Source organism: Clostridiales bacterium FE2011, assembly GCA_017569305.1.
GTDB lineage: Bacteria > Bacillota > Clostridia > Christensenellales > Aristaeellaceae > Aristaeella.
Genome location: CP069418.1, coordinates 144,874 through 169,453, shown reverse-complemented (window position 1 = coordinate 169,453; position 24,580 = coordinate 144,874). Strand labels below are relative to the sequence as shown.

Here is a 24,580-nt window from a genome sequence, read left to right as displayed (position 1 = left end):
GATTACAGCTCCTTTACTTCTCCGCCGTTGTCAGCAAAAACTGTACGGAGAATATTGATTGCGGAAGCAACCTCTCCGGCACCCGGATCAAGGATCCAGACATTGACCGGGGAAACCCTTTCGGAAAGACAGTCATTCAGGGCGTCTGCGTTCATTCCGTAATAATCCGGAAGGGAAAGCATGCGCTTCAGGGCAAGGTGGAGATCACGGGGGGAGTCGTACCTTGAACCGTCAATAACAATCGTCTGCATATTTGTTGTACCTCCGCAAAAGAAGGGATCTGATTCTTATCCCATTTATTATAGCATGCTGTATACTCCGCAACAAGTCCGGCAACGGCACAAAAGAGCGTATTCCCAGCAAAGAAAAAACACAGCCGACAGGCTGTGTGAATAACGAAAAGGAAAAAAGATTCAGATGCCTTTACCGGTACGGACAGAGAATGCCAGCATATAGGCAGCGAAAGCACTTTCCGCGGTAATCATCCGGGTATCGCCGGTCATCAGCAGTCGAAGCACCGGAATATCGCGCCCGATCTGCTGGGTGGTCAGGAACTGGTACAGGAGGATCAGCAGGATGACAGCGGCAGGAATCCAGAGCAGCCAGGCAAAAGGCTCCCGCATTCTGGTTGCGCCGGCCAGCGGCAGCAGCAGTGCCAGCATAACGCCCAGTACAGCTCCGAGCAGCAGCGGACCGAAGAAAGCATCCATGGAACCGAAGAGGGGAATCAGCAGGCAAAGCAGCAGCATCAGGCCCAACGGAACAAGGAGAACAGTCAGTTTTCTGAGGAACATGATTCGGTCAACTCCTTCCGGATTTCATTGAGCATCTTTCTGTCCTTTTCATCCAGCGGGGCGGTTTCAAGCAGATCAGGCCTGTACCTGAGGGTCGCCTTTAAGCTTTCCCTGCGCCGCCATGACCTGATCCTGGCGTGATCCCCGTTCAGCAGGACTTCAGGCACCTGCATACCGTCCAGATCCCGTGGACGGGTATACTGGGGGTATTCCAGCAGACCATCGGAGAAGGATTCCTCCTCCGGACTTTCAGCACTTCCGAGCACACCGGGAATGAAACGGGCCACACAGTCCACAAGTACCATTGCAGCCGGTTCACCGCCGGTCAGGATATAATCCCCGATGGAAATCTCCTCATCCACACAGGAATCGAGGGCACGCTGGTCCACTCCTTCATAATGACCGCAGAGCAGAATAAGTGCCTTTTCCTGTGCCAGTTCCCGGGCAAGGGAAGTGGTCAGCTTTTTTCCGCGGGGCCCCAGATAGATCCGGCGTGCGGATGGGTATTCCGCCATGACTGCAGACATGGCATCCAGGATGGGCTGGGCCATCATAACCATACCAGCGCCGCCGCCGAAAGGATAATCATCCGTATTATGGTGTTTGCTTTTTGAGTAGGGACGGATATTCGTAGTCCGGATATCGATCAGTCCCTGTTCTCCGGCACGGCCCAGAATACTGGAGGAAAAGAAACTATCAAACATTTCCGGGAAAATAGTCAGGATATTGACACGGAAGGGCTCACTCATGAACGAACAGCCACCTCCTCAAGCCTGTCACGGATGACCAGAATGGTTTTCTTCTCCGCATCCACTTCCGGGAAAACGGCTTTCAGTGCCGGAACCATCAGCGTGGATCTACCGGACTGGAAGACCCAGGTATCCACTGTGCCGTATTGCAGCACATCCGTCAGCACACCGATCACTTCGCCGTTTTCATCCCGGGCTTCACATCCGATAAGATCCGCGATGAGCTCGGCGTCCTCTTCCACGGGAGCGGCGCCGGCGCGATTCACATACAGATCGCAGCCGCGGAACCTTTCAGCCGCATCAGCTGTATCGCTGCCGTCCAGGTGCGCGTAAACAAAACCGTCCCGGATCCGCACGGTACGGAGAGCAACAGGGATATAGCTGTCGTCCTTCTTCAGATACAGGGTGTTCCACTGATGAAAACGCTCAATATCAGCAGCGTAGGAGCGGAGTTTGCATTCTCCGCGAACGCCCTGGGGCTTGAGCACAGATGCGATTAAAAGATAATCATTCATAAGAAAGGTTTTCCTCCGATGAAAGCACGGCGGGATCCGAGCATCGGATCCCGCCGGACATGGCTGTAAGCTTATTGAATCTCAACAAAAACAGGCTTGCTGTTTTTGAGCGTGGCGGCTTTCACCACGGCGCGGATCGCTTTTGCAATCCTGCCCTGCTTGCCGATAACCTTGCCCATATCATCTTCAGCCACATGGAGCTCCAGAATGACAGCTTCAGGTCCTTCGGTCTCGGTAACGCTGACCTGATCGGGATGCTCCACCAGAGACTGTGCCACAAAGGTTAAAAGTTCTTGCATGGGTACATCCTTTCTTAACTCAGGCTCACTTTTCTTCGATCGCGCCGGACTTCTTCAGCAGAATGCGGACGGTGTCAGTGGGCTGAGCGCCAACGCCGAGCCAGTACTTGGCGCGCTCGTTGTCAACCTTGATTTCGGCGGGCTTGGTCATGGGATCATAGTAACCGATCTCTTCGATGAAGCGGCCGTCACGGGGGCTGCGGATATCAGCAACAACCACGCGATAGAAAGGCTTTTTCTTCATTCCCATTCTCTTCAGACGGATTTTGACAGACATTTGGATTTCCTCCTCAAAAAATAAATGAATAATTATATATGGAAATCATATAGCGAAGTATATGAGTCCAAGCAATGAAATCTGCGGGGAATCACATTCCCGGGAAACGCATGTTGCGGAGCGCCTTTTTACCCTTGGCTCCCATCATACGCTTCATCATCTGCTGAGCCTGCTCAAACTGGCGGATCAGCGTGTTCACATCCTGTACGGTGGTGCCGGAGCCGGCAGCAATACGCTTGCGGCGGCTGGCGTTGAGGATGGAAGGATCTTTGCGTTCCTTCGGAGTCATGGAGCGGATAATGGCTTCAGGCTTCTTCATCGCATTATCATCCACGTCGATGTCTTTGCCGCTCATGCCGGGCAGCATACTGATCATGCTGCGGAGACCGCCCATTTTCTTCATGCTTTGCATCTGATCCAGGAAGTCTTCCAGGGTGAGCTTGTTGCTCAGGCCTTTGCGGGCAAATTTTCCCGCTTCCTGTTCATCAAAGGCTTCGGCAGCCTTGTCAATGAGGGTCAGTACGTCGCCCATGCCGAGGATGCGGCTGGCCATCCGGTCGGGATGGAAGGGCTCGATGTCGGAAAGCTTTTCGCCGATACCGCTGAACTTGATGGGCTTGCCTGTGACCGCCTTGATGGAGAGGGCGGCACCGCCGCGGGTATCGCCATCCAGCTTGGTCAGGATGACGCCGGTAACATTCAGCTTTTCATCGAAGGCTTTGGCGACATTCACAGCGTCCTGACCGGTCATGGCGTCAACAGTCAGCAGGATTTCCGTGGGGGAGACCGTGTCCCGGATGCGGAGGAGCTCATCCATGAGTTCCTCATCAATATGCAGCCGGCCGGCTGTATCGATAATCAGCACATCGCGCTGATAATACCGGGCGTATTCAATTGCTTCCTTCGCGGTTTTGACAGGATCCTGGGTTCCTTTTTCAAACACGGGAACGTTGACCTGTTGTCCGACTACCTGCAGCTGTTTGATGGCGGCAGGACGGTAAATATCGCAGGCGGCCAGCATCGGCTTTTTTCCCTGCTTAGTCAGGTATCCGGCCAGCTTGGCGCACATGGTGGTTTTACCGGCGCCCTGCAGGCCGCAAAGCATGATGATGGATGGAACCGAAGAGGACCAGTTGAGCTTTGCATTGGTGCTGCCCATCAGCTCAGTCATCTCTTCATTGACGATGCGGATAACCTGCTGGCTGGGAGTCAGGGAGGAGAGTACGTCGGCGCCGACACAGCGCTCCGTGACCTTGCGGATAAAATCCTTGGCCACGGCGTAGTTGACGTCAGCTTCCAGGAGGGCCATGCGCACTTCCCGCATGCCTTCCTTCACAGCCTGTTCCGTCAGCCTGCCGCGCCCGGTCATTTTCCTCAGAGCACCTTGGAGCTTTTCGCTTAAGCCTTCAAATGCCATGTTACCTCCATGAACGATCGGAGGAATCTTCCGTTTCGATCGTAAGCATTTCTTTCAGTAAAGATTCCGCTCTGGGATAATCCTTGCAGTTCAGCGCGTCCAGCGCATTTTCCAGACCGGAGTCTATTTTGCGGAAGCGTTCAGCTACACCCAGCGCAGATTCCATTTCCGAAAGCTTTTCAGCCGCACGGGTAAGGGATTCATGTGCCGCCTGGCGGGAAATGCCGACTTCTTCGGCAATCTCACCCAGGGAAAGATCCTCTTCACAGTAGAGGGAGAGGATACGGCGCTGTTTCTCTGTCAGCATACCGCCGTAGAAAGCGGCAAGGAAAGCCAGATCCACCTTCCTGTTCAGGTCTTCCTTTACCATGTTTCCCCCTCCGGCGAAAGAACGATTCCGACATCATGTCAGGCATTACAACCTGACACCTGTGCTATTATACACGATCAGCGTGGAATGTCAAGGCTTTTTACCTGACAGAAATTGTGTGAAGAAGAGCGTACAAATAGGCAAAATACAGCAAAAATACAGTATACAAAGTAACTTATTGTTGATTTGTGCAGACAAATATGTAATGATGTACGCTGAACACAGATAAGCCTATCGCGCAAAAAAGTCAGAATCCCAGCAAATTTCAGCACTTTGACACCGGAAACGTTTTCGGAAACGAGCAATGAAAGAGAGGACATTTTGACATGAAACAAACGACCAGAAGGAACATCAGAAGATGGACCGGCCTGATGCTTGCAATATGCATCTTTGGCCTTATGCTGCCTATAGGCGCACTGGCTGACGAACCGTTCTACGGAGTCTATACCGGCGGTATAGAGGATAATTCGCATGACGCGGATCATGAGCCTCTCGGCGATCTGGTATTGCCGGCGGATTTTTCGGATATAAAAGATGATGTCTATATCTATGCTGCTCTGAATCTCGTATATCCGGATGAAGAGGGTGGCGGTAAAGTATCCATCAAAACAGGCGACGTGAAGACGGAAATAAACAAAGTAGATAAAAAGGAATACTACAGCGACGACGAAGATGATTACTGGATCAATGAATGTTCGGTATATGGCGTCTATGCCTCCATGCGGGATGAATCCACCCTGGATCTGGAAACCGGAAAAATGGACACAGCCGGGCAGGCTGTGGGTATCAGTATGGAAGACGAGTCATATCTCAAACTGAATATTACTGATACGATCAACTCAGACGATGGCGGTATCCATATTAATGCATATAATAACAGTGATGTGGATCTCTTTACCAAAGATATTGTTACCAATACAACCGGTCTTGATCTGAAAGGGAACGACTACGATGATTTTAGGGTTAAAATCGATGGAAACATTACCGCGGGACAGGGAGAGGATAAAACAGGATGTGGAATCCAAATCCAGCTTGACGATGATTCCACAGTGAATATCCTGGTTGAAGGAAATGTGAAAACCGATGGTTACGAATCACAAGGAGAGGGTATTCACGTCACAAACGGGTTTTATACACCGCCTGTATATGGTATGGATGATGAATTACAAAACCCAGAACATTACAGCCACGGTGATACCACAATATATGTGAAGGGCGATATTGAAGCAGGCGGCGCAGGCGTGTATCTGCAAAACAATCACGGAGAAGTGAAAGTAACTGTCGGTGAACGGGATGACGAGGGCAGGATCATTTCCGGCGGTGATGTCACATCCAACGGAAACGGTGATCCATATGCAATCTATGATGACGGCGTGTTCATTAAAACAGATGCAAAGTCAACTACGGAATTCAGCGCAAAAGATATTACAAGCTATGAAGGAAAAGGAATGGTAGCTGAATCCCAGGGTGAAGAATCAAACGTCAATGTCACAGTCCGGGATATTGATAGCTGGGGCGGCGACGGCCTGTACGCAGCAGCCTGGGATGAAGGAAGCAAAACAACCATTCAGGCCGGTGATGTATTCGGAACGGACATCGGCGTAAATCTTTGCGTAGATAATTTTAACAGTTACATCCATGACGCAAACGGTACAATTGATGCAAATGTCGGGGATGTACAAGGGCATTACGGCGGGTTGTATGCGAACGTCCAGAATGGCAACATTACAGTCAGTGCTGAAAATGTCCAGTCCAGGGATAACAGCGGCGTTGATATTTCACTGACTGGCGACGACAAGGAGAAGGGCATCACCGCAACCGTAAAAGGTGATATTAAGGCCGGTGAATCAGGAATTAACGTTGGTTCAAGTACTCATTTCTATTATCTGGAAGATGAATACGGTGATTATGTCGAAAACCCTGACGGATCCTACATTTCAATGTATGAAAACCCTGATAACTATGCGGATGTGACTGTGAAGGGAACGGTCAATGCAGAGGTATACGGGATCAAAACCCGTAATGAGGGCGGAGATTTCACAATCAAGGCCGAAAACGGTGTTTCCGTATCTCATGAAAAAGAGGATAATCCGCGTGAAGACCTTACGATAAACGGTGTGTATGCGGAAGCAAAAGCCGGTAAAACAACGATCACTATTGACAAGGGACTTGAAGTATTCGGCTATCAGCATCAGGGCGGCTGGAAGGCTGCTCCTGAAGACTACGATGAAGTAGATGACGATGAAGAAGACAACTGGTATGACAATTCCGAACATGTCTTCAACGGAGACGGCGTTACGGTTCAGAACAAGGGCGGTGAGTTGGACATCACTGTTAACGGCGGATTGTCCGCGGTTGACGGAACTGCCGTCATAATGGATGTTCCGTATTATTGGATGAACGACCAGGATGACACGACATCCGGCATCACCGATCTGGTCATCGACGGAAACGTGACTGCCAGGGACGGACTGGACATCAATAACCTGGACAACACAACCACGGTTGAAATCACCGGAGACCTGAAGGCTTCCGCAAACGGCGCGAGGGTCATTACCGAGACAGGAACAGCCACGGTCGAAATCGGCGGCGATGTGACAGCGTCAGCCTTTGGTGTCGGGATCCAAAACAGTGACGGTACGGTCACGATGGATATCGGCGGAAGCGTTACTGCGGGCGAAGAATACGCTGCGATGGTGCAAAACGTCGGCATTGAGGGAGGCATCTCCAGAATGAATATCGGCGGAGACCTGACCGCCGGAGAAAACGGAGTCAAGATTGTCAACTACAGCGGCGAACTGGATGTGGAGATCGCCGGCGACGTGACAGCAGACAACGGCACAGGCATAACGATCTCAGGACAGGGACCCGGCTGGAAGAACAATGGGGAGGCCATGGTGAATGTCGGAGGAGACTTGTTTGCCGAAAACGGAATTGATGTTGATTTCGATGGTGAAGGCGATGGCTATGCCCAGGTCATCATCGGAGGTGACCTGATCTCCATGGGCACAGGAATCAGCCTTGGTGAAGAGAAAGTACTTCAGGCTGCAGCAGATGAGGATGCTGCCGATGATGAAGAGATTCCTGAAGATAATGACGGCCTCAGTGCTGCAGCAACAGAAGAGGAAAAGCCCCTTCCCGCGGTGGATATCATCGTCCAGGAAACCATTTCCGGTCTGACTCCGATTTTTGTGGCAAACGCGGATGCGGTTAAGAACTTCCTGATTACTACCTGGGCCATCATGCCGAATGAAAACAATCAGATTACATGTGATAAAGACGGCTATTCAGTTGAAGCAGTTGAAGAGAATATCAACTACATTATTAAAAAGGAAGATAATGAACAATACGGCACGCTGAATGTGGTCGGCACAACGGACAAGATTATCGGTAAAGCAGTTGATGAAGCAAATCGCCGCGGAGCAGGAGAGGAAAATCCGGAACAGCAAACCCTGAAGGTGGCTAAACAGGATAACGCACTGACATTATCCGTTGATCTGAAAGAACAGTACAGGAAAGGATATGATGTCGTCATCTATAACGGCAAAGGGGATAATAAGCTGAAGGCAGAAGTCACAAAGAAAGAGAACGGCGAGTTCACCTTTATTGTTCCCTGGGCAGGCGGCGTTTACCTGACCTTTGACCTGGAGAAACTAAGCAAGGACGAACCGGATCCCGACCCTGACCCTGATCCTGATCCGGATCCAGATCCCGACCCTGACCCTGATCCCGATCCGGATCCAGATCCTGACCCTGATCCCGATCCCAACCCGGAACCCGGAAACGAACCGGAAAAGGAGCCCGAGAAGGAACCGGAAAAGGAACCGGAGAAGGAACCTGAGAAGGAACCTGAGAAGGATCACGAGAAAGAACCTGAAAAGGAACCGGAGAAGGTTCCCGAGAAGAAACCGGAGAAACAACCTGAAAAGAAGCCGGAGAAGCAGCCCGAAAAGGAGCCTGAGAAGGAACAGGAGAAGGAACCTGAAAAAGAACCTGAGGCAGAAGAGGAAAAAGAGCCCGAACCCGAACCTGAACAGGAAGAAGAAAACGACGGCGGGAACGGCCGGGTGCTGGCCATCATCTACGGGGAGAACGACGCATACACCATCTGGTTCCTGTCCGGATATCATTACAGGGCGGAGTTCAAGGATGGCCATACTGAAACCGGATCCTACACTGTGAAGGACGGCAGCCTGGAACTGACGGATCAGAAAGGTGACAAGAGGACGCTTGATAACGAATGGAATATGGCATTCGGAGAGGAGAGAAAGGCAGAATACGTAAAGGCGGATTTCTCCGACTCTGTACAGATCATCGGCGAGTTCAACACAGACGAAGAGAATGTCCTGCGGATTGAGGACGACAATAAAGAGCCCATCAGCCTCGAAACAATCAGGCAGGATATAGACAACGAGTATGCTTTCGAAATCCTGAAAGCTATCCTCCCTGAATAAAGTGTACATACCACAAAAAACCGGCGGCTTCCATTATAGAAGCCGCCGGTTTCATTGTTTGGGATCAGTTTGTTATGGTCTGACCTGTAAGGCTTTTCCAGAAAGAACGAATAGTCTCCTGGTTTGCCACACCGTATTTAGGATCGTTTTTCTGGGCTTCGGACATGTCACGCAGGAAATGAACACATAGATGACCGCCAAAATCATTATTTTTGATGGTACTGGAGTCGTGAGGCATATCGTGTGTTGACCCTATTGTCCAACGCCCGTCGGGAAGCTTTACATAAACCGCTTTCTGATTCCATGTGTTGACACCGCCGAAGGCTTTGACCATGGTATGGGTATCTTTCGCAGTCAATGGCTCAGAATCGCAGTGACGTCCACGGGACATAACACGAAGGGTCCAGCTCAGCCCTGTTGAGGGATCGCATATAAGCAGATACTGTCCGTTGGAAATGGATGGCTTTACATCATTGAACCAATGCAGCAGCTGCACAGATGAAACGGAAGGAAGCGATATCCGGTCGTTGATGTCTCCCTGGTCTGAGGCAGGTACAGGTGTTGACGCCGGAACGGGAGTGGACGCAGGAACCGGAGTGGATGTAACAGCAGGGGCAGCGGCTCCGCCGACAGCTTTTTCCAGCGTCTGCAGGGTTTTCTTTCCGGCAAGACCGTCCGGAGTCAGGTTCCAGCGGGTCTGGAAAGCGATGACCGCTTTCTGCGTGTTTTCACCGAAAACACCATCGGCTTTTCCTTTCAGGAATCCGGTATCGATCAGAGCCTGCTGAAGTATTTTAACACGGTCGCCGGTATCACCGGGGCGAATGGTATCATAATTATGTCCAAAGAGAGCACCGGCGGCCGGTTCATGATACGCAGCGGTACCGATGGTGGGAGAGGAAGGCTGAACGGGAACAGGCGTGCTCTGGGGAACAGCCGCAGGTGCGGATGATCCTTTGGCTGCGGCTGCTTTACTGGCTGCCAGTTCACGGGTTTGTGTACCGGCCAGTCCGTCAACGACTAAGCCTGAACTTGTCTGGAATGCACGTACGGCAGCTTCTGTTTTGTTGCCAAACACACCGTCTGCGGATCCTTTCAGAAAACCCAGGTCAATCAGTGCCTGCTGGAGCTGGCGGACTTCTTCACCCCTGCACCCGTTATACAGGGTTGTGGAAGAATAAGCCTGAGAGAGCGCTGCGGAGCCCTGAGAAGACTGAACCTGAACAGCCGTTCCTTTGGCGGCCGCGGCTTTACTCACCGCCAGTTCATAAGTCTGTGTACCTGCCAGGCCATCGACGGATAAACCGGCATTTTTCTGGAAGGCACGCACGGCAAGTTCGGTTTTGTTGCCATATACGCCGTCCGCTGTTCCTTTCAGAAAGCCCAGATCAATCAGCGCCTGCTGAAGCTGTCGCACTTCCTCACCCCTGCATCCATTGTACAGGGTTGTGGACTCGTACGCAAAGGTGGGCGATAAGGTGAGCAAACACAAACATAAAGATATGCAAAGGCGAATAATGAACGATTTCTGTACACGGATCATCTTCAACTTTGTCTCCTTCCGATGAGCCTGTTTACGGCTCTGTCATCAGAAACCGGCTGCTGTCAGTATAGCAGAACAGGTTTCAAATGTAAAGAAAGTGTTACGATAAGTTAACGAAATGGAAACAAGAATCATTCCTGGTAAACTTTTTTCTTTTTTTAAAATATGATATATTGTGATCATGAAAGAACCCGAAAGGAGAGCGTACGGGCTATGAGAAAAATCGGCGTACTGACGAGCGGCGGCGACAGTCCGGGAATGAACGCAGCAGTGATGTCTGTGGCGCGCAGTGCCGCAATGTACGGTATTCCGCTGATTGGCATCAAGCGTGGATATAACGGATTGCTTCGGAAAAGCGCCAACCTGAAGGACGATATGCAGGAGCTGACGCTTGAACTGGTGCTGGACATCGCTGATGATCCGGGAACCTATCTGCGTACAGCGCGATGCCTTGAGTTTATAGAAAAGAAATATCAGGAAAAAGCGGTCAAAACCCTGAAAAGCATGCAGATCGACGGCCTGGTTGTGATCGGCGGCGACGGCAGCTTCCGGGGCGCCCAGGCGCTGTGTAACCTGGGAGTACCCTGCATAGGCATTCCCGGAACCATTGATAACGACCTGCCCTATACGGAAATGTCCCTGGGTTACGACACGGCGGTGAATGTCTGCGTGGAAGCCATCCGGAAAATCCGGGCCACTTCCAGAAGCCATGACAGACCTGCGGTGGTGGAGGTTATGGGTCGTCATTGCGGAGATATTGCCCTGACAGCGGCTGTTTCAACCGGCAGTGAGATTGTGGTTGTTCCTGAGGTGCCGTGGACGGTTGAAGGTGTTGCCATGCAGCTGCAGAGGCAGCTGGACCGGGGCAACTACCGCGCAACAATTGTCGTGGCGGAAGGCTGCTGGGAATCCATGGCGCCTTTTGATCTGTACAATTTCCTGACTTCCCGCGGCAAGCCCTGCTATCCGGAAGAACCCATGTCCGCAGTGCGCTTTGCCTCTGTGATGAAGAGAATGTGCGGCATGGTGGAAGCCCGGGCCAACGTAATCGGCTATGTACAGCGCGGTGCCGAACCTACGGCACGTGACAGCGCCTTTGCCTTTGAAGCCGGCAACCTTGCGGTACGGCTGCTGCGTGACGGCATCAGCAACCAGGTGATCGGCATGCAGAAGGGCAAAGTGTTCTATATGCCCATTGAAAAGGCACTGAAGAAAGAACGGTATTTTAACCGGCCGCTTTACGACCTGGTAAACTCCTTATAAATAGGAAAGTTATCAGCAGATACAGAAATACGGAAATATTGCTTGACAGGGATCATACTGATGTGGTATGATCCCTTCTGTTCGAAAGCAGAGGCTTGCCCGTCTCTCACCTTGTGCGGTTCACGCTGCCGGGTTATGGCACTTTTTCCGATCAGGAACAAGATGATTCATGAGCGACGGGTCAACAGCCCGCCGCTCATTTTTGTAGGAGGTGCATGGACATCGCAACCGAACTGATGATTAATGAGGAAATCCGCGACAGAGAGGTTCGCCTGATTGATGAAAACGGTGAACAGCTCGGCGTCATGAGCACACAGCAGGCGCTGCAGCTTGCGGAAGAACGGGGACTTGATCTGGCCAAGATCCAGCCTTCAGCTGTTCCGCCTGTATGTAAACTGCTGGATTATGACAAGTACCGCTACGAACAGGCAAAGCGGGAGCGGGAGAACCGGAAAAATCAGCGCGTTGTCGATATCAAGGAAGTGCAGCTGTCCGCCACCATCGAAGAAAACGATGTGAACACCAAGGCGAAGATGGCGATCCGCTTCCTGGAGAACGGCGATAAGGTTAAGGTATCCATTCGCTTCCGCGGCCGTCAGATCACCCACAGTGAAATCGGCCTGAAGGTCATGCAGGATTTCGCTGAGCGGTGCAAGGATGTCAGCATGGTGGAACGCCGCCCGCTGCTGGATGGCCGCAACATGATCATGATCCTTGCTCCCAAAGCCATCAAGGCTTCCTTTGCCGAAAGAAAGGCAAAGAGGGAGAATGCCGCCTCGAAAGAGACGAAGGAGTAAACCGTTGGAAGGAGGACAAAACCAATGCCCAAACAGAAGTCCCATCGCGGAGCTGCCAAACGCTTTTCCTTTACCAAATCCGGTATCGTAAGGCATAAGCAGATGAACGCCAACCATCAGGTGCGTCTGAAGACCACCAAGCGTACCCGCCACCTGCGGAATGCCGGTGTTGTTGACAACGCTGCTGAAGCCCGGACCATTCACAAGTTACTGCCTTACAAATAAGCCAATTCACCGGCAAGGAGGAAAACAAACATGGCACGCATTAAGAGGGCCCTTAACGCCCATAAGAGTCGCCGCAAGGTTATGAAGCTGGCGAAAGGCTACTGGGGAGCAAAATCCAAGCAGTACCGCGCCGCGAAAGAACAGGTTGCCCGCAGCCTGCGTTACGCGTTCATCGGACGTAAACTCCGTAAGCGCGATTTCCGCCGCCTGTGGATCACCCGTATCAACGCTGCTGCCCGCCTGAACGGCATGAGCTATTCCACGTTCATCAACGGCCTGAAGAAGCAGGACATCGAAGTCAACCGCAAGATGCTCGCTGACCTGGCTGTGAACGATGCCGCCGGCTTTGCGAAGCTCGTTGAAATCGCCAAGAAGTGATTCAAACACATGCATAAAAGCGCCTGAGGAAGTCAGGCGCTTTTCTCATAAAGAAAAGGAAGATACCAGGTTATTACAAGGTTCCGTTGACCGCAGGATCTGTGGAATCGATCCCCGTATAGCACTCCGGAAACAATCCGGCAGTGCTTCTTTTTTCGCCTGCGGCTTCCAGATGGGTCAGATCTCCCAGCTTGGTTATACGGAAGGAAACCTCTCCTTTAATCCGCTCTTCCGTGACGATTTCCGTCACAGAGGAGGGCAGGGTAAGGGTATGATGCCACAGCACCATGGGAGAGATATCTGTCAGATAGGCGAGAATTGCCATGGAAATACCAAAGTGGCAGAAAAGCGCAATGGTGAAATCCTCATTATCGGCACAGCGCCAGACCGGCCCGTCCTTCGTATATCCGTATCGTCCGAGAAGTTCATCCACGCCGTCCGTAGTCTGCTGCCATACTTCACGCACGTTTCCTCCGTCGAAGGCGGGAACATCGCACCAGGTGCGGATATCCGCCACGCCGGGAAAGGCTGTCCAGATCCGCGGCTTGACGTCCCAGGCAACAATCCGGCGTTTGCCGGTTTCCGGATCAGGGTAGGATCCCATAAATTCGTGCAGCCAGGGCAGGATCTCCGCCTTACGGTTCAGTTTATCCAGCGTGCAGGCAGCGGTATCCCGGGCCCGCCCAAGGGGAGATACGTAAAAATCCCGGATGTCATACCGGATCATCCGCCGGCTGAGCAGTTCAGCCTCCACCCGTCCCTTCGGTGTAAGGGAATCGATGGTATAATCAGGTTCCGCATGGCGGATCAGAAGTATACGCATTTGAAAACACAACCTTCCTGTCAGCGATTCAGCCTCCCTATTTTATCGGTTTATGGCATCAAGTTCAATAGAGAGAAAAACATGAATTGTACAGTGAAACATTGACAACTTCATACAAAAGACATATATTAAACATGATTTTGTAAAACATTAAAGAACCGGTAACGTTATGGAGGGAACATCCATGCTGAAACGGATGACCGCTTTTCTGCTGGTGCTGATGCTGTTTATATCCTGTATCGGTTTGCCTGATGCTGCTTTTGCGCGAACAATGAAGAAAGGTTCCCGCGGAGCAGACGTAAAAACGCTGCAGACAGCCCTGAAGGATCAAGGGTTCTACAACGGCAAAATCGACGGGATATACGGCAAGAAAACGGTCAGTGCCGTGAAGGCATACCAGAGGAAGAACGGACTGAAAGCGGACGGCGTTGCCGGGCCCAAAACCCTCGGAAAGCTGTATGAGAAAAATGAGGCAGATAACGGAAATCCGGCGGTGACGGATACGCCTTCTCCCGTGATATCCCCTGAACCGGCTGCGGTTGTTACGGACGAAGCAATCAGCTATCTGGAATCACTTGCGGCAAGGTGCGGAGCGGCCTGCGGGACCGTAGTGCTTTCCAGGAAGGGACAGGTTTTCCTGACCTGGTCCTTTGGCGGTGTGGATGAGGACACGTGTTTCCGTATCGCTTCCATTACCAAATGGGTAACCGCAATAGGACTGATGACGCTGTACGACGAAGGCAAACTAGACCTGGACAAGGATATCAGCACTTATCTCGGGTTTAAGGTAAGGAATCCGGCATATCCTGACACACCTATTACAACCAGGATGCTGATGACCCATACTTCATCCCTGTCAGCGGAAGCATCCAATTATCACCCGGACTGGGCGAGGATCGGAAAGAACGGATACGATCCGATTTTCAATGAATCCATAGAGCCGGGAACGCAGTATGTATACGCAGATTACAACGGCGCATTATTCGGATGCCTGATCGAAGCCATATCCAGGCAGAGCGTACAGAACTATCTGGATCAGAAGGTTTTCAAACCATTGGGACTGACAGCAGCCTATTCGCCCAGATTTCTTCCGGCGGGTACCAAAACAAAGGACCTGCTGAACCCGCAGGGCAAGGTTCAGATATCGGTTCAGAAGGACAGAACCCGTACCTATAACAACAAGGCAGATCCCAAAGGAAATAACGGTTATACGGTCGGAAAACTGTATATTAATGCTTCCTCGCTGACAAAACTGGCGCAGATGATGAACAACGGCGGGGAACTTAACGGTGTACGGATCCTGGAGACACAGACTGTCCGGCTGATGGAATCGGAACAGAAAGGACTGGCAGAAAGCAGATACGGACTGAGCACGGTACGCCTGCACCAGTTTGACCGGGGAACGTGGTACGGCCATCAGGGAAGATACAGCGGATTGACTTCCAATATCTATTACCAGCGGGAAACAGGGATTACGATGGCCCTGATTATGAACGGATATGAACCGCAGCTCATGGACAATATTGTTGAGCCGGCATTCAGTATCCTGACGAATATGGAGAAACTGGAAGAAATACGCCTGGGGAAAGCAGACGGCGGGTAAAACCGGCAGGAAAAGCACCGGACATTTCAGGATCAACAGGCATAGTTGCACTGATCTGAAATGTCCGATCTTTTTTTGCCTGTAAACTTGCATAAAAGTATGAGAAGCATATATAATTCAGACAGAACAAAACAAGCCCATACAGAAAAGCAGGAAAACCTCATCCATTTCAGAAGGACGGGGCATTCCGGGAAAGCAGGCAACAGGATACGTGACAGAGTGAAGAGGAGGGGAAACCATGTTCAGATTCTGGGGAGACGGATCTCAGGAAGCGATGGACCTGGTGAACGCCATTCGCGTCAGAAACACCGAAAACTTCAACTGGACATTCATTTTTATTCTCGCTGTTGTGTTTTATGTATACTGGTCAGAAATACAGAAAAAGAATACGGAAGTGGTTTGCGCCGGACTGGCGCTTTACGGTGTTCACTGGCTTTATGAGATCTGCAATGCGGTTATCGGAAAGCTGTCAGGTTATCCCCTCTGGTCAGTCAGCAATGAATCCACCACCTTTATTCTCCTGATCGGTGTCTGCTGGGAACTGTCCATGATGTTTTCCATTGCCGGAATGATCTCATTCAAAATGCTGCCGCAGGACAGAACCAGACGTTATTTTGCCAGGAACGGGAAGGGCGGCATCTCCTGCAAGCTTGCCGGCGCGCTGGAAATGGCCCTGCTTTTTGCCCTGTTTGAATCATTCCTTGCGGGCACCAGCAATCATTCCTTTATCTGGGTATACAGATGGTGGGGCGTAATCCCGGTGTTTGTCACCACCTATATTCCATTCTTTATCGCCAGCAATTACGTGCCGGATCTGGAACCGAAAAAGCGTAAAAGATTCCTGTGCATCCTGTGGGGACTGGTTGCACTGCTGCTGGTGATCCTGATACCGGCGGGGATCATATAAAGAGGCAGATATGTGCGGAAGATATGTGATTGCTCCCCCGGATGAGGAAATCCTGAAAATGATCCGGGAGATTAACAGAACGAAACTGGCGGAGCTTTTCCGGGAATCAAACCAGCCGCCGGTAACCGGAGCCGGTGAAATCCTTCCGGCTTCCGTGGTACCGGTGATTGCCACCAGCCGGACAGGAGAACGCCGGTTTTTTCCGATGAAGTGGGGATTCCGGCAGAATACAGCGGACGGAAAACGCGGAAAACTGCTGATCAACGCGCGGGCTGAAACGGCGGCTGAAAAACCCACGTTCCGGGAAGCCTGGCAGAAACACCGCTGCGTGATTCCCGCATCCTGGTACTGCGAATGGGAGCACGATGAGCAAAAGAAACCGGGCCGGAAGTACGCCATCCGGCCGGTCGAAAAAGGAATCATCTGGCTGGCCGGACTCTATCATATGGAAGAAGGGCTTCCCACGTTTGTGATCCTGACCCGGCCTGCTGACGACACCCTTACCTGGATGCATGACAGGATGCCGGTCATGTTTTCGGAAGAAAACGCCGGCAGATGGATCCGGCCGGACGCCAGGCCAGAGGAACTGATACAGAACTGCCTGACAAAAACACAATGGGAGTACGCAGGATGAAAGACGGCCTGTGACCCGAAAGACAGGAACCGGAGTGAGAAAAACCATGCCATGGTACTGGATTCTGATTATCCTTTCAGCAATTATCGGTCCTTTTGAGGCCATGCATGCACTGAACAAAGCCCGGAGAAACCGGGAAGAAGCTGAGCGGAAAAGACAGGAAGAGCATGCAGACGGGAGCGGTAAGTGAACTACGTATATATACTGCGCTGCGCGGATGACAGCCTGTACTGCGGATGGACCACGGATCTGGAAGCCAGGATTCTGCAGCATAACGCCGGCAAAGGAGCCAAATACACACGGTCCAGACTGCCTGTGAAGCTGGTGTATTTTGAGATGTATGAAGACAGGCACGAGGCGCTGAGCAGGGAATGGCATCTGAAACACCTGAAAAGGGCGGAAAAGCTGAAATTGTCAGAAAGCAGGGAAGGAAAAACAATCCCTGCCGATGAAAATACAAGGTAATGCAGTAAAGGAAAGGGAGGCGGTACAAGGATGACAGATATTATTTCATACCGCCTTTCTGCCAACGGGATGTGGGGCTATTCCTATTACCAGGATGAAACTTTTATCGGAAAAACCACCTGCCAGATCAGTACTTCCTCCACAGTACGGGTGACAGGGGAAGACGTGGAATGGTACAGTTCCTTCAATATCGATACGGAAATAGTTCCCGGGGTCAGCCGGAGAATCAAGGACAACCTGACGGGAGAAGAGCTGTACCGTATTGTTTTCTGGAGGCCCGGGCTGTACGAAATTGCGGCGCGGACGGATACCGGCGGCTGGTCCATGACGGTGGAGGAAAGGAAGGGTGCATACTTTTTCGGCCGGACAGGAATGCCTGTATCCGCGATTACGGAACGGATTATCGAATCTGACTGGACGCCGCCCACAGGCATGCAGATTGAACCGGCTTTCAGAACCCGTTTTTTTGAACAGGAGGACAGTCCGGGTTTCCTGATGATGGTTCTTTCGTTTCCGGCCATGAAGATGATCTGAAATTCCCGAAGAAACAGTATATACCGATCAATCGCCGTTTCGATCCTGGAAACGGCGGTTTATTTCTCTCCGGTTCTTTATTTTCCGGGCGAAACGTTATATGATACATAATATCATACAGCAGGAGGCAGAATAGAATGGGCGTATTTTCCAAATACCATCGTTTCCGTGAGGCAGGAGAAGAAGCGAATATCAACAATGTGCAGCGGTTTGGTGAACCGACAGTGTCCCTGTTTACCACAACAAAGGTGTTTACGCTCCATCATCATATTGATATCACAAACAGCAGGGAAGAAGTTGTTTATGAAGCCAATACGAAATTTCCGTCCATCCACGACAAAACCGATATCACAGACGCTGAGGGAAGGTTTGTTGCCCATATTGAGCGCAAGCTCCTGACCCTGCATCAAAGGCATTTTATCACCATGGGGGACGGAACGAAGTTCGAAATCTCCAATGAACTGTTTCACCTTGTGAAGGATATCATGAATATCGAAGGACTCGGATGGCAGATCCGGGGAAACATCGCCGGGCTGAATTTCGAACTGTATGATGAACACGATGAGATTATTGCTGTGATCGGCCAGAAGATGTTCTCAATCCATGACAAGTACTGTATCGACATATACCGGACAGAGTATCAGGATACAATCGTCGCTGTTCTGGTTACGCTGCAGCATATGATCAAAGACAGGGAGGCCGCCAGTGTGCACAGTTCAGCGGGCGGATCATCCTCCTCCGGAAACTGATGATCTTCCGGAAAGAAAAATCCTTGACAGCAGACCTTCATCCGATTTATGATGAACAAAAAGTACGTACAACCGGAGGAACGGATGAAGACAAGAGCCTTTGATACAGGCGTATACCCGAATTATCTGGCTGAAGCCGGTATCGGTGACGAAGAAGCCAGGGCAATGGTTAACAAGGCCTTTGAGACGATCTTTTTTGATGAGCAGGAAAATTTCTGCCATCACACGGATGAAGACGCCTGGTGTATGGTGGATACGGGGAACATTGATGCGCGCACGGAAGGCATGAGCTATGGCATGATGATGTGTGTGCAGATGGACCGGAAAGACATTTTTGACAAGTTGTGGACTTTCTCGGAAAGATATATGCTGATGAAAGAAGGTCCCTGCGAGGGATATTTCCGGTGGTCAGTACATATCGACGGATCCTCCAATTCCAACGGACCGGCTCCGGACGGGGAAGAGTACTATGCCATGGCATTGTTTATGGCAGCCGCGCGCTGGGGAGACGGAGAGGGCAGTTACAATTATTCGGCCCGGGCCCGAGAGATCCTGAGGCACGCAGTACACCAGCATGAAATGGTTCAGGGCGGCCAGCCGATGTGGGAACCGGAGAATACCTATATTCGGTTTGTTCCCGGAATGAAGATTTCTGATCCGAGTTATCATCTGCCGCATTTCTATGAACTGTTCGCACTGAAAGCCGATGAGCAGGACCGTCCTTTCTGGAAAAAGGCGGCGGAGCAGAGCCGGAAATATATAGCGCTCTCCGCTGATCCGGTTACCGGGCTGAGCCCTGAGTATGCTGACTATGACGGAAAAACGGTGCTGCTGTTCGGAAAGCCCTGGGTATATTATTCCGATGCGTACCGTGTGGCGGAAAACATCGCACTTGACCGGATCTGGTTCGGGGAGGATCCAGCGCTGACCCTGATCGAAACGCATCTGCAGGACTTTTTTGCGAAACAGGATATGAGCGACCTGCGGGCTTATGAACTGGATGGAACGGCACAGAGTGAACCGGCGATGCATCCTACGGCTATCCGCGCAGTTCTCGGAGCGGCTTCGGCCGCAAGTGAGTCTGAACACCGGCTCAGATTCCTGAAAGATTTTGCTGAGCTTCCGATGCGCAAGGGTGTCAGGCGCTACTATGACAACTGTCTGTATTTCTTCTGTCTGCTGATGCTGACAGGCAACTATAGAATTTATCTTTGAGGAGGAGCCCCATGTTATACTACGTCAATATCAACGCACCCCGAGAAGGAGACGGATCAAAGGAAAGACCGTTCCGGTTTATCAATGAAGCGGCAAAGATCGCACGGCCCGGTGATGAAGTGGTGGTTGCTCCCGGCGTATACAGGGAATATGTGAACCCGCTGTATGCAGGTACGGAAGAGGCACGGATTACCTACCGGAGCGAAAAGCCGCTGGCTGCCGTCATTACCGGTGCGGAACTGCTGACCGGTTGGAAGAAAGTGAAGGGAACAACCTGGACTGCCCGGGTTAACAACGGCATTTTCGGCGCCTATAATCCCTACGTGGAAAAGGTGGAGGGCGACTGGTATTTTTCTCCGATTATCCGCCATACCGGCGCGGTATTCATGAATGACCTGATGATGTATGAATGCGGCTCTGTCGAGGAATGTGAGGCAGGGAAGCCTGATCCTCATGCCTGGACGCAGGAGGAAGCAAAATATCTCTGGTATACCGAGCAGGATGGAAACGAAACCGTGCTGTATGCCAATTTCCACGGAAAGGACCCGAACAAGCAGAAGGTGGAAATCAGCGTCCGGCGGAACTGCTTTATGCCGGATCAGACAGGAATCGGCTATATTACCGTCAGCGGCTTCACGATTACCAAAGCCGCAACAACCTGGGCACCCCCGGCTGCATACCAGGACGGCATGATCGGCCCGCACTGGTCCAAGGGCTGGATTATTGAGGACTGCGAAGTGAGCAACAGCCGCTGCTGCGGTATTTCGCTGGGTAAATACCTGGATCCCGAAAACGATATGTATTTCTTTCACAAAAAGGTTAAGAGCCCGACCCAGATGGAACGCGATGCGGTATGCCGTGGTCAGTATCACGGCTGGCTGAAGGAAAAGGTGGGAAGCCACATTATCCGCCGCTGCAACGTGCACCACTGCGAGCAGACCGGCATTGTGGGCCGGATGGGCGGCGTGTTCTCCACCATTGAAGACTGCCATATTCACCATATCTGCAACAGTCAGCAGCTGGGCGGCGCCGAAACCGCCGGTATCAAGCTTCATGCGGCCATTGACGTGACCATCCGCAGGAACCATATTCATAACTGTATTATGGGCGTATGGCTGGACTGGGAAGCCCAGGGGGCACGGATCAGCCAGAACCTGATGCATGACAACTGCCGTCCGGAAGGACGTGAACAGGCCAGGGGCGCCATGTTCTCCACGGATATCTTCATTGAAGTCGGTCACGGCCCCACCCTGATCGATAACAACGTGCTGATGAGCCCTGTGAGCATTACCATTCCCTCCGAGGGAATTGCATGCGTGCACAACCTGGTGCTGGGCGGATTCAGCCTGATCAACAGCGGCGTTGACAGTGTGGTCAACGGACAGCGCGAACCCCGCTACACCCCCTACCACATCCGTCACAGGACAGAGGTTGCGGGCTTTATGACCATTCTGCATGGAGATGACAGGATCTACAACAACCTGTTCATTCAGGCTTATCCGATCACAGACAAGGAGCGGAAGCCTACGGATGCGGAGCATCAGGCAGTTGGTACAGCGCCCTTTGATATCTTCCCGACTTATGAAGAATGGTACGCTCCGTTCATGCCTGGTTCCAGACCCGACATGGGTGCGCTGGCAAACGTGCACTTCGGGCACCTGCCGGTATGGGTGGATGGAAATGCCTACTTCAACGGTGCAAGCGTCTGCAAGCATGAGAAGCATAAGCTGTCTGACAAGCGCTCAAAGGTAACCATCGCGCTGGAGGAGAAGGACGGAAAATACAGCCTGAAGACCAACGTGTACAGCAAACTGAAGGATTTTGCCGACGGAATCATCTGTACGGAAACGCTGGGAAAAGCCTTTGAGCCGGAACAGCGGTTCGAAAACCCGGATGGATCGGATATTGTGTTTGACAAGGACTACTTTGGAAACCACAGGGGAACGAAGACAATTCCCGGTCCTTTCGCAAGCGCTGAAGATGCGGAGAAGGTTCTTTTCTGAGCCTGAATACCAATCATGCCCCCGCGGAAGCGGGGGCTTTTCTCTGTATTGGTCAGGACAATCAGATACCGAATGCTTTTTTACGTGTATTTGTGCAGCATCAGATCCTTTATACCGGACATTTGTCATAAATCAGAAGGAAGAGCAAGGAAGAAAGGGAAAACAAAAAGAAAAACCTTGTGACACTTTATGCACAAGGTTTGTGGTATGCCCGGCAGGATTCGAACCTGTGACCTTCAGAGTCGGAGTCTGACACTCTATCCAACTGAGCTACGGGCACTCAACGGGAGGTATTTTATCCTGTTCAGAGGAGATTGTCAAGGTGTAGCGCGATCAGAATTCTGTATGCGCGAAAGAAAAGACGCTTCCCGCAGAAGCATGTTTCCGCGGGAAGCATATTTTTATATATCACACGCGGCGGCGCAGTGTGCCGCCGATTTCGAAGGCGGTCGTATCTCCGACTTTCCCGGACAGACGGTATTCATTGCCTTTCAGGATGCGGTGAAGCGTGACCACATGTCCCGGGAGCACCTCATGATTATAGTTGAGGATGATGTGTTCCGGCTCATATTCAGTCATCAGATCAATGCCAAGGGTGTTGCAAAGCCAGTCCGCGTAGCGGGTGTTATTGACGTGGCCGTTGACATCAAGATCCGTATACACAGGGCGGTATTCGCTGACAAATTCGTCGCCCTGCAGATTGCCGACAGTGGCAGGAAGATTCATGGGAATGGAAAGATCCTTGTTCTCCGGGATCAGTTTGCCCACATCCCCGGGCGGAAGCATACGGCGGGTAGTGGTGTCCAGCAGCAGCCAGAGGGTACCGGCCTTGCCGATCATTTCTCCATGGGCATCTGTAAACACGTAGTACCTGGGAAAGAAACAGATACGGGTCGGCGTGGGAAAAGTATGAACGGTAATCTGTTCCCCGACTGAAGGATAGCGATCCATATGGACTTCACAGCGGGCAATGACCCAGACCATGTTTTTTTTGATCAGCTCATCGCGACCGCATCCGAGTAAGATGCTGTGCGCGCCTGCAGCATCCTGCATGGTTTCAAGCACGGCGCTTGGACGCCATTTTTCATTCAGGTCACAGTCACGTGGACGAAGGGTAAAAGTTTCATCATATGTGTTTACCATGATTACCTCCGGAATTTCTCCTCAAGGGAGTGAAGATAGCCAGTCAGATCTGTAAACGGGTCCAGAGAGGAATCTTTTTTAAGATATAAAGGATGATGGGGATGACCGGCTTTACTGCGGGGGCCGGCTGTAAACCAACGGGCGCCGAAGCGCTGGCCGATGGAAGCCATATCCAGCACACAGCCGGGAAGATAGGAACGTTTTTCAATGATTGCACCCCAGGCAGCCCAGAGATCAGGAACAGCCGGAAACTGTGCGAGAAGCCACGAGAAGGCCTTCATATTTTCCGCATGCAGGACAGGGTTCATTTCCCGTTCCATGTCATCAGGATCGGTAGCCCGCTGGGCATAGACGTTGAACATGACAAAAGAATCATAACCGTTATGCAAAGCGATGCGCTCTGCTGACTTCAGGGTGTTGTCCAGGCGGTCCGGGATGGCTGTGGATGGATTGATTCCGATACAGACCAGCGGATGCTTTCCGCGGGTGCCGAGCAGATAACGGTATTCACTGTAATGATCCGGGACATATAACCAACGGCCGCGGTCAAAATCCGCGGCAGTGGGAATGAGTGCTTCCTCAAAGGAAAGCACTCCGGCCTGAGCTGTATCAGAAGAGGGAACGTGCCGCATATCAGGAGAGGGGACGGATCAGGATCAGGGGGGTGAGTTCGTCGCCCTGGCCGGAAGGATTGTCTGCCATAGCATCTTGAATCTCTTCATCGGTGAGCGGGAAGTCACTGCATTTGCCAAGCTGATTCTGGTCGATGTCGTTGGCGTCCATCAGGACAACAGGGATACCGGTGTCCTTTTCCAGCTGGTTGCACAGTTCCACCGGATTGGGCGGATTAATCAGTGCCAGTTCTTTATACCGGTCAAAACTGGAGCGGAAATAGAATCCGTCGATACCGGCCACACCTTTGCCGCAGATTTTATAGAACAGACCGTGTACGCCGAAGGGACGGGTAACGGCACTGACGAATGCGGCAAAAAGAACGCGGGGCAGTCCGCAGATGTCAATGACGAGCTGGAGCTTATAGGGCTCATGCATGCCGACGCCTGTTTCATTGATACCGGCAAAAGGTGCCAGCTTTTTGGCCCAGAAGCCGGGGTGGACTTCCTCCTTGGTTTTCACATTCCGGGTGCACATGGCCATAACCTTGGCACCGAAGGAAAGCACATCACCGTCCTGGGCGAGGGGCAGAACATATCTGCGCACCAGCTCAGCCTGATCTTCACCGACTTCAACAAAGTGGGTCTGGATGGCGAAGCGGTCATACTGACGGCCGTTTTTCCCGATAAGGGTTCCGCGGTCAAAATAGACGATCCCGTCTTTCTCCCTGCGCTGATCTTCAAGATTTCTGGATGGAATGATGCCCATGAAACGACACCTCCGAACACTTATTCATACAAGAAGATATTAT

27 protein-coding genes and 1 tRNA gene are annotated in these 24,580 nt (G+C 51.7%); 14 read left to right on the top strand and 14 right to left on the bottom strand.

What is annotated here, in order from left to right; all coding sequences use genetic code 11:
* Positions 1-2 precede the first annotated feature (2 nt).
* From JRC49_00815 to JRC49_00780, 8 genes are all read right to left on the bottom strand, one after another.
* Positions 3-251 carry a barstar family protein gene (locus JRC49_00815; protein ID QTE71404.1) on the bottom strand — a complete coding sequence of 83 codons (249 nt, stop codon included), beginning with the start codon at positions 249-251 and terminating at the stop codon, positions 3-5.
* Between the two features lie 162 nt (positions 252-413).
* The gene (locus JRC49_00810; GenBank protein QTE71403.1) at positions 414-794 is read right to left on the bottom strand and encodes a hypothetical protein; all 381 of its coding nucleotides are present in this window, start codon (positions 792-794) and stop codon (positions 414-416) included.
* On the bottom strand, positions 776-1,543 hold the full coding sequence (gene trmD, locus JRC49_00805) for a tRNA (guanosine(37)-N1)-methyltransferase TrmD (protein QTE71402.1): 768 nt from the start codon (positions 1,541-1,543) through the stop codon (positions 776-778). Before trmD ends, JRC49_00810 begins: the two co-directional genes overlap by 19 nt.
* A complete protein-coding gene (gene rimM, locus JRC49_00800; protein QTE71401.1) occupies positions 1,540-2,058 on the bottom strand; it encodes a 16S rRNA processing protein RimM in 519 nt (172 codons plus the stop codon). Before rimM ends, trmD begins: the two co-directional genes overlap by 4 nt.
* Before the next feature lie 71 nt (positions 2,059-2,129).
* Positions 2,130-2,357: a KH domain-containing protein gene (locus tag JRC49_00795; GenBank protein QTE71400.1), complete on the bottom strand. Its 228-nt coding sequence runs from the start codon at positions 2,355-2,357 to the stop codon at positions 2,130-2,132.
* 25 nt (positions 2,358-2,382) lie between these two features.
* Positions 2,383-2,634, bottom strand: a complete 252-nt coding sequence (gene rpsP / locus JRC49_00790) for a 30S ribosomal protein S16 (GenBank protein ID QTE71399.1) — start codon at positions 2,632-2,634, stop codon at positions 2,383-2,385.
* A gap of 91 nt (positions 2,635-2,725) precedes the next feature.
* The gene (gene ffh, locus JRC49_00785; protein QTE71398.1) at positions 2,726-4,051 is read right to left on the bottom strand and encodes a signal recognition particle protein; all 1,326 of its coding nucleotides are present in this window, start codon (positions 4,049-4,051) and stop codon (positions 2,726-2,728) included.
* A 1-nt stretch (position 4,052) separates the two neighbouring features.
* The gene (locus tag JRC49_00780; GenBank protein ID QTE71397.1) at positions 4,053-4,421 is read right to left on the bottom strand and encodes a helix-turn-helix domain-containing protein; all 369 of its coding nucleotides are present in this window, start codon (positions 4,419-4,421) and stop codon (positions 4,053-4,055) included.
* 326 nt (positions 4,422-4,747) lie between these two features.
* Here JRC49_00780 and JRC49_00775 point away from each other — a divergent pair, with 326 nt between their 5' ends.
* Positions 4,748-8,875 carry a hypothetical protein gene (locus tag JRC49_00775; protein ID QTE71396.1) on the top strand — a complete coding sequence of 1,376 codons (4,128 nt, stop codon included), beginning with the start codon at positions 4,748-4,750 and terminating at the stop codon, positions 8,873-8,875.
* 64 nt (positions 8,876-8,939) lie between these two features.
* On the opposite strand, the gene JRC49_00770 is transcribed toward JRC49_00775, so the two are convergent.
* Positions 8,940-10,292: a peptidoglycan-binding protein gene (locus JRC49_00770; protein ID QTE71395.1), complete on the bottom strand. Its 1,353-nt coding sequence runs from the start codon at positions 10,290-10,292 to the stop codon at positions 8,940-8,942.
* 339 nt (positions 10,293-10,631) lie between these two features.
* Between JRC49_00770 and JRC49_00765 the strand changes: the two genes are divergently transcribed.
* From JRC49_00765 to rplT, 4 genes are all read left to right on the top strand, one after another.
* Positions 10,632-11,681, top strand: coding sequence for an ATP-dependent 6-phosphofructokinase (locus JRC49_00765; protein QTE71394.1), 1,050 nt, complete (start codon positions 10,632-10,634; stop codon positions 11,679-11,681).
* Between the two features lie 236 nt (positions 11,682-11,917).
* Complete coding sequence (gene infC, locus JRC49_00760) at positions 11,918-12,478, top strand: translation initiation factor IF-3 (GenBank protein ID QTE72752.1); 561 nt, start codon at positions 11,918-11,920, stop codon at positions 12,476-12,478.
* A gap of 24 nt (positions 12,479-12,502) precedes the next feature.
* On the top strand, positions 12,503-12,703 hold the full coding sequence (rpmI, locus tag JRC49_00755) for a 50S ribosomal protein L35 (GenBank protein QTE71393.1): 201 nt from the start codon (positions 12,503-12,505) through the stop codon (positions 12,701-12,703).
* 30 nt (positions 12,704-12,733) lie between these two features.
* The gene (rplT, locus tag JRC49_00750) at positions 12,734-13,081 is read left to right on the top strand and encodes a 50S ribosomal protein L20 (protein QTE71392.1); all 348 of its coding nucleotides are present in this window, start codon (positions 12,734-12,736) and stop codon (positions 13,079-13,081) included.
* A 73-nt stretch (positions 13,082-13,154) separates the two neighbouring features.
* Here rplT and JRC49_00745 read toward each other — a convergent pair whose 3' ends face one another.
* Positions 13,155-13,904: a histidine phosphatase family protein gene (locus tag JRC49_00745; protein ID QTE71391.1), complete on the bottom strand. Its 750-nt coding sequence runs from the start codon at positions 13,902-13,904 to the stop codon at positions 13,155-13,157.
* A gap of 184 nt (positions 13,905-14,088) precedes the next feature.
* On the opposite strand from JRC49_00745, the gene JRC49_00740 reads away from it, so the two are divergent.
* The 9 genes from JRC49_00740 (at position 14,089) to JRC49_00700 (ending at position 22,014) form a co-directional block, all read left to right on the top strand.
* The gene (locus JRC49_00740; protein QTE71390.1) at positions 14,089-15,507 is read left to right on the top strand and encodes a serine hydrolase; all 1,419 of its coding nucleotides are present in this window, start codon (positions 14,089-14,091) and stop codon (positions 15,505-15,507) included.
* Positions 15,508-15,745: 238 nt separating this feature from the next.
* On the top strand, positions 15,746-16,414 hold the full coding sequence (locus JRC49_00735) for a hypothetical protein (GenBank protein ID QTE71389.1): 669 nt from the start codon (positions 15,746-15,748) through the stop codon (positions 16,412-16,414).
* A gap of 10 nt (positions 16,415-16,424) precedes the next feature.
* Positions 16,425-17,048 carry an SOS response-associated peptidase gene (locus JRC49_00730; protein QTE71388.1) on the top strand — a complete coding sequence of 208 codons (624 nt, stop codon included), beginning with the start codon at positions 16,425-16,427 and terminating at the stop codon, positions 17,046-17,048.
* 46 nt (positions 17,049-17,094) lie between these two features.
* Complete coding sequence (locus tag JRC49_00725; GenBank protein ID QTE71387.1) at positions 17,095-17,238, top strand: hypothetical protein; 144 nt, start codon at positions 17,095-17,097, stop codon at positions 17,236-17,238.
* On the top strand, positions 17,235-17,513 hold the full coding sequence (locus tag JRC49_00720) for a GIY-YIG nuclease family protein (GenBank protein ID QTE71386.1): 279 nt from the start codon (positions 17,235-17,237) through the stop codon (positions 17,511-17,513). Before JRC49_00725 ends, JRC49_00720 begins: the two co-directional genes overlap by 4 nt.
* Positions 17,514-17,543: 30 nt before the next feature.
* A complete protein-coding gene (locus JRC49_00715) occupies positions 17,544-18,047 on the top strand; it encodes a hypothetical protein (GenBank protein ID QTE71385.1) in 504 nt (167 codons plus the stop codon).
* A 137-nt stretch (positions 18,048-18,184) separates the two neighbouring features.
* The gene (locus JRC49_00710) at positions 18,185-18,796 is read left to right on the top strand and encodes an LURP-one-related family protein (GenBank protein ID QTE71384.1); all 612 of its coding nucleotides are present in this window, start codon (positions 18,185-18,187) and stop codon (positions 18,794-18,796) included.
* Between the two features lie 84 nt (positions 18,797-18,880).
* Positions 18,881-20,011 (top strand): xylanase, encoded by a 1,131-nt coding sequence (locus tag JRC49_00705; GenBank protein ID QTE72751.1) that lies wholly within the window; start codon positions 18,881-18,883, stop codon positions 20,009-20,011.
* Positions 20,012-20,022: 11 nt separating this feature from the next.
* Positions 20,023-22,014 (top strand): right-handed parallel beta-helix repeat-containing protein, encoded by a 1,992-nt coding sequence (locus JRC49_00700; protein QTE71383.1) that lies wholly within the window; start codon positions 20,023-20,025, stop codon positions 22,012-22,014.
* A 203-nt stretch (positions 22,015-22,217) separates the two neighbouring features.
* Here the strand turns inward: JRC49_00700 and JRC49_00695 are convergent.
* The 4 genes from JRC49_00695 to JRC49_00680 form a co-directional block, all read right to left on the bottom strand.
* A tRNA-Arg gene (locus tag JRC49_00695) sits at positions 22,218-22,294 on the bottom strand.
* A gap of 128 nt (positions 22,295-22,422) precedes the next feature.
* A complete protein-coding gene (locus JRC49_00690; protein QTE71382.1) occupies positions 22,423-23,157 on the bottom strand; it encodes a hypothetical protein in 735 nt (244 codons plus the stop codon).
* A 2-nt stretch (positions 23,158-23,159) separates the two neighbouring features.
* Positions 23,160-23,789, bottom strand: coding sequence for a DUF1643 domain-containing protein (locus JRC49_00685; GenBank protein QTE71381.1), 630 nt, complete (start codon positions 23,787-23,789; stop codon positions 23,160-23,162).
* A gap of 1 nt (position 23,790) precedes the next feature.
* On the bottom strand, positions 23,791-24,528 hold the full coding sequence (locus tag JRC49_00680) for a F420-0--gamma-glutamyl ligase (protein QTE72750.1): 738 nt from the start codon (positions 24,526-24,528) through the stop codon (positions 23,791-23,793).
* Positions 24,529-24,580: the final 52 nt, after the last annotated feature.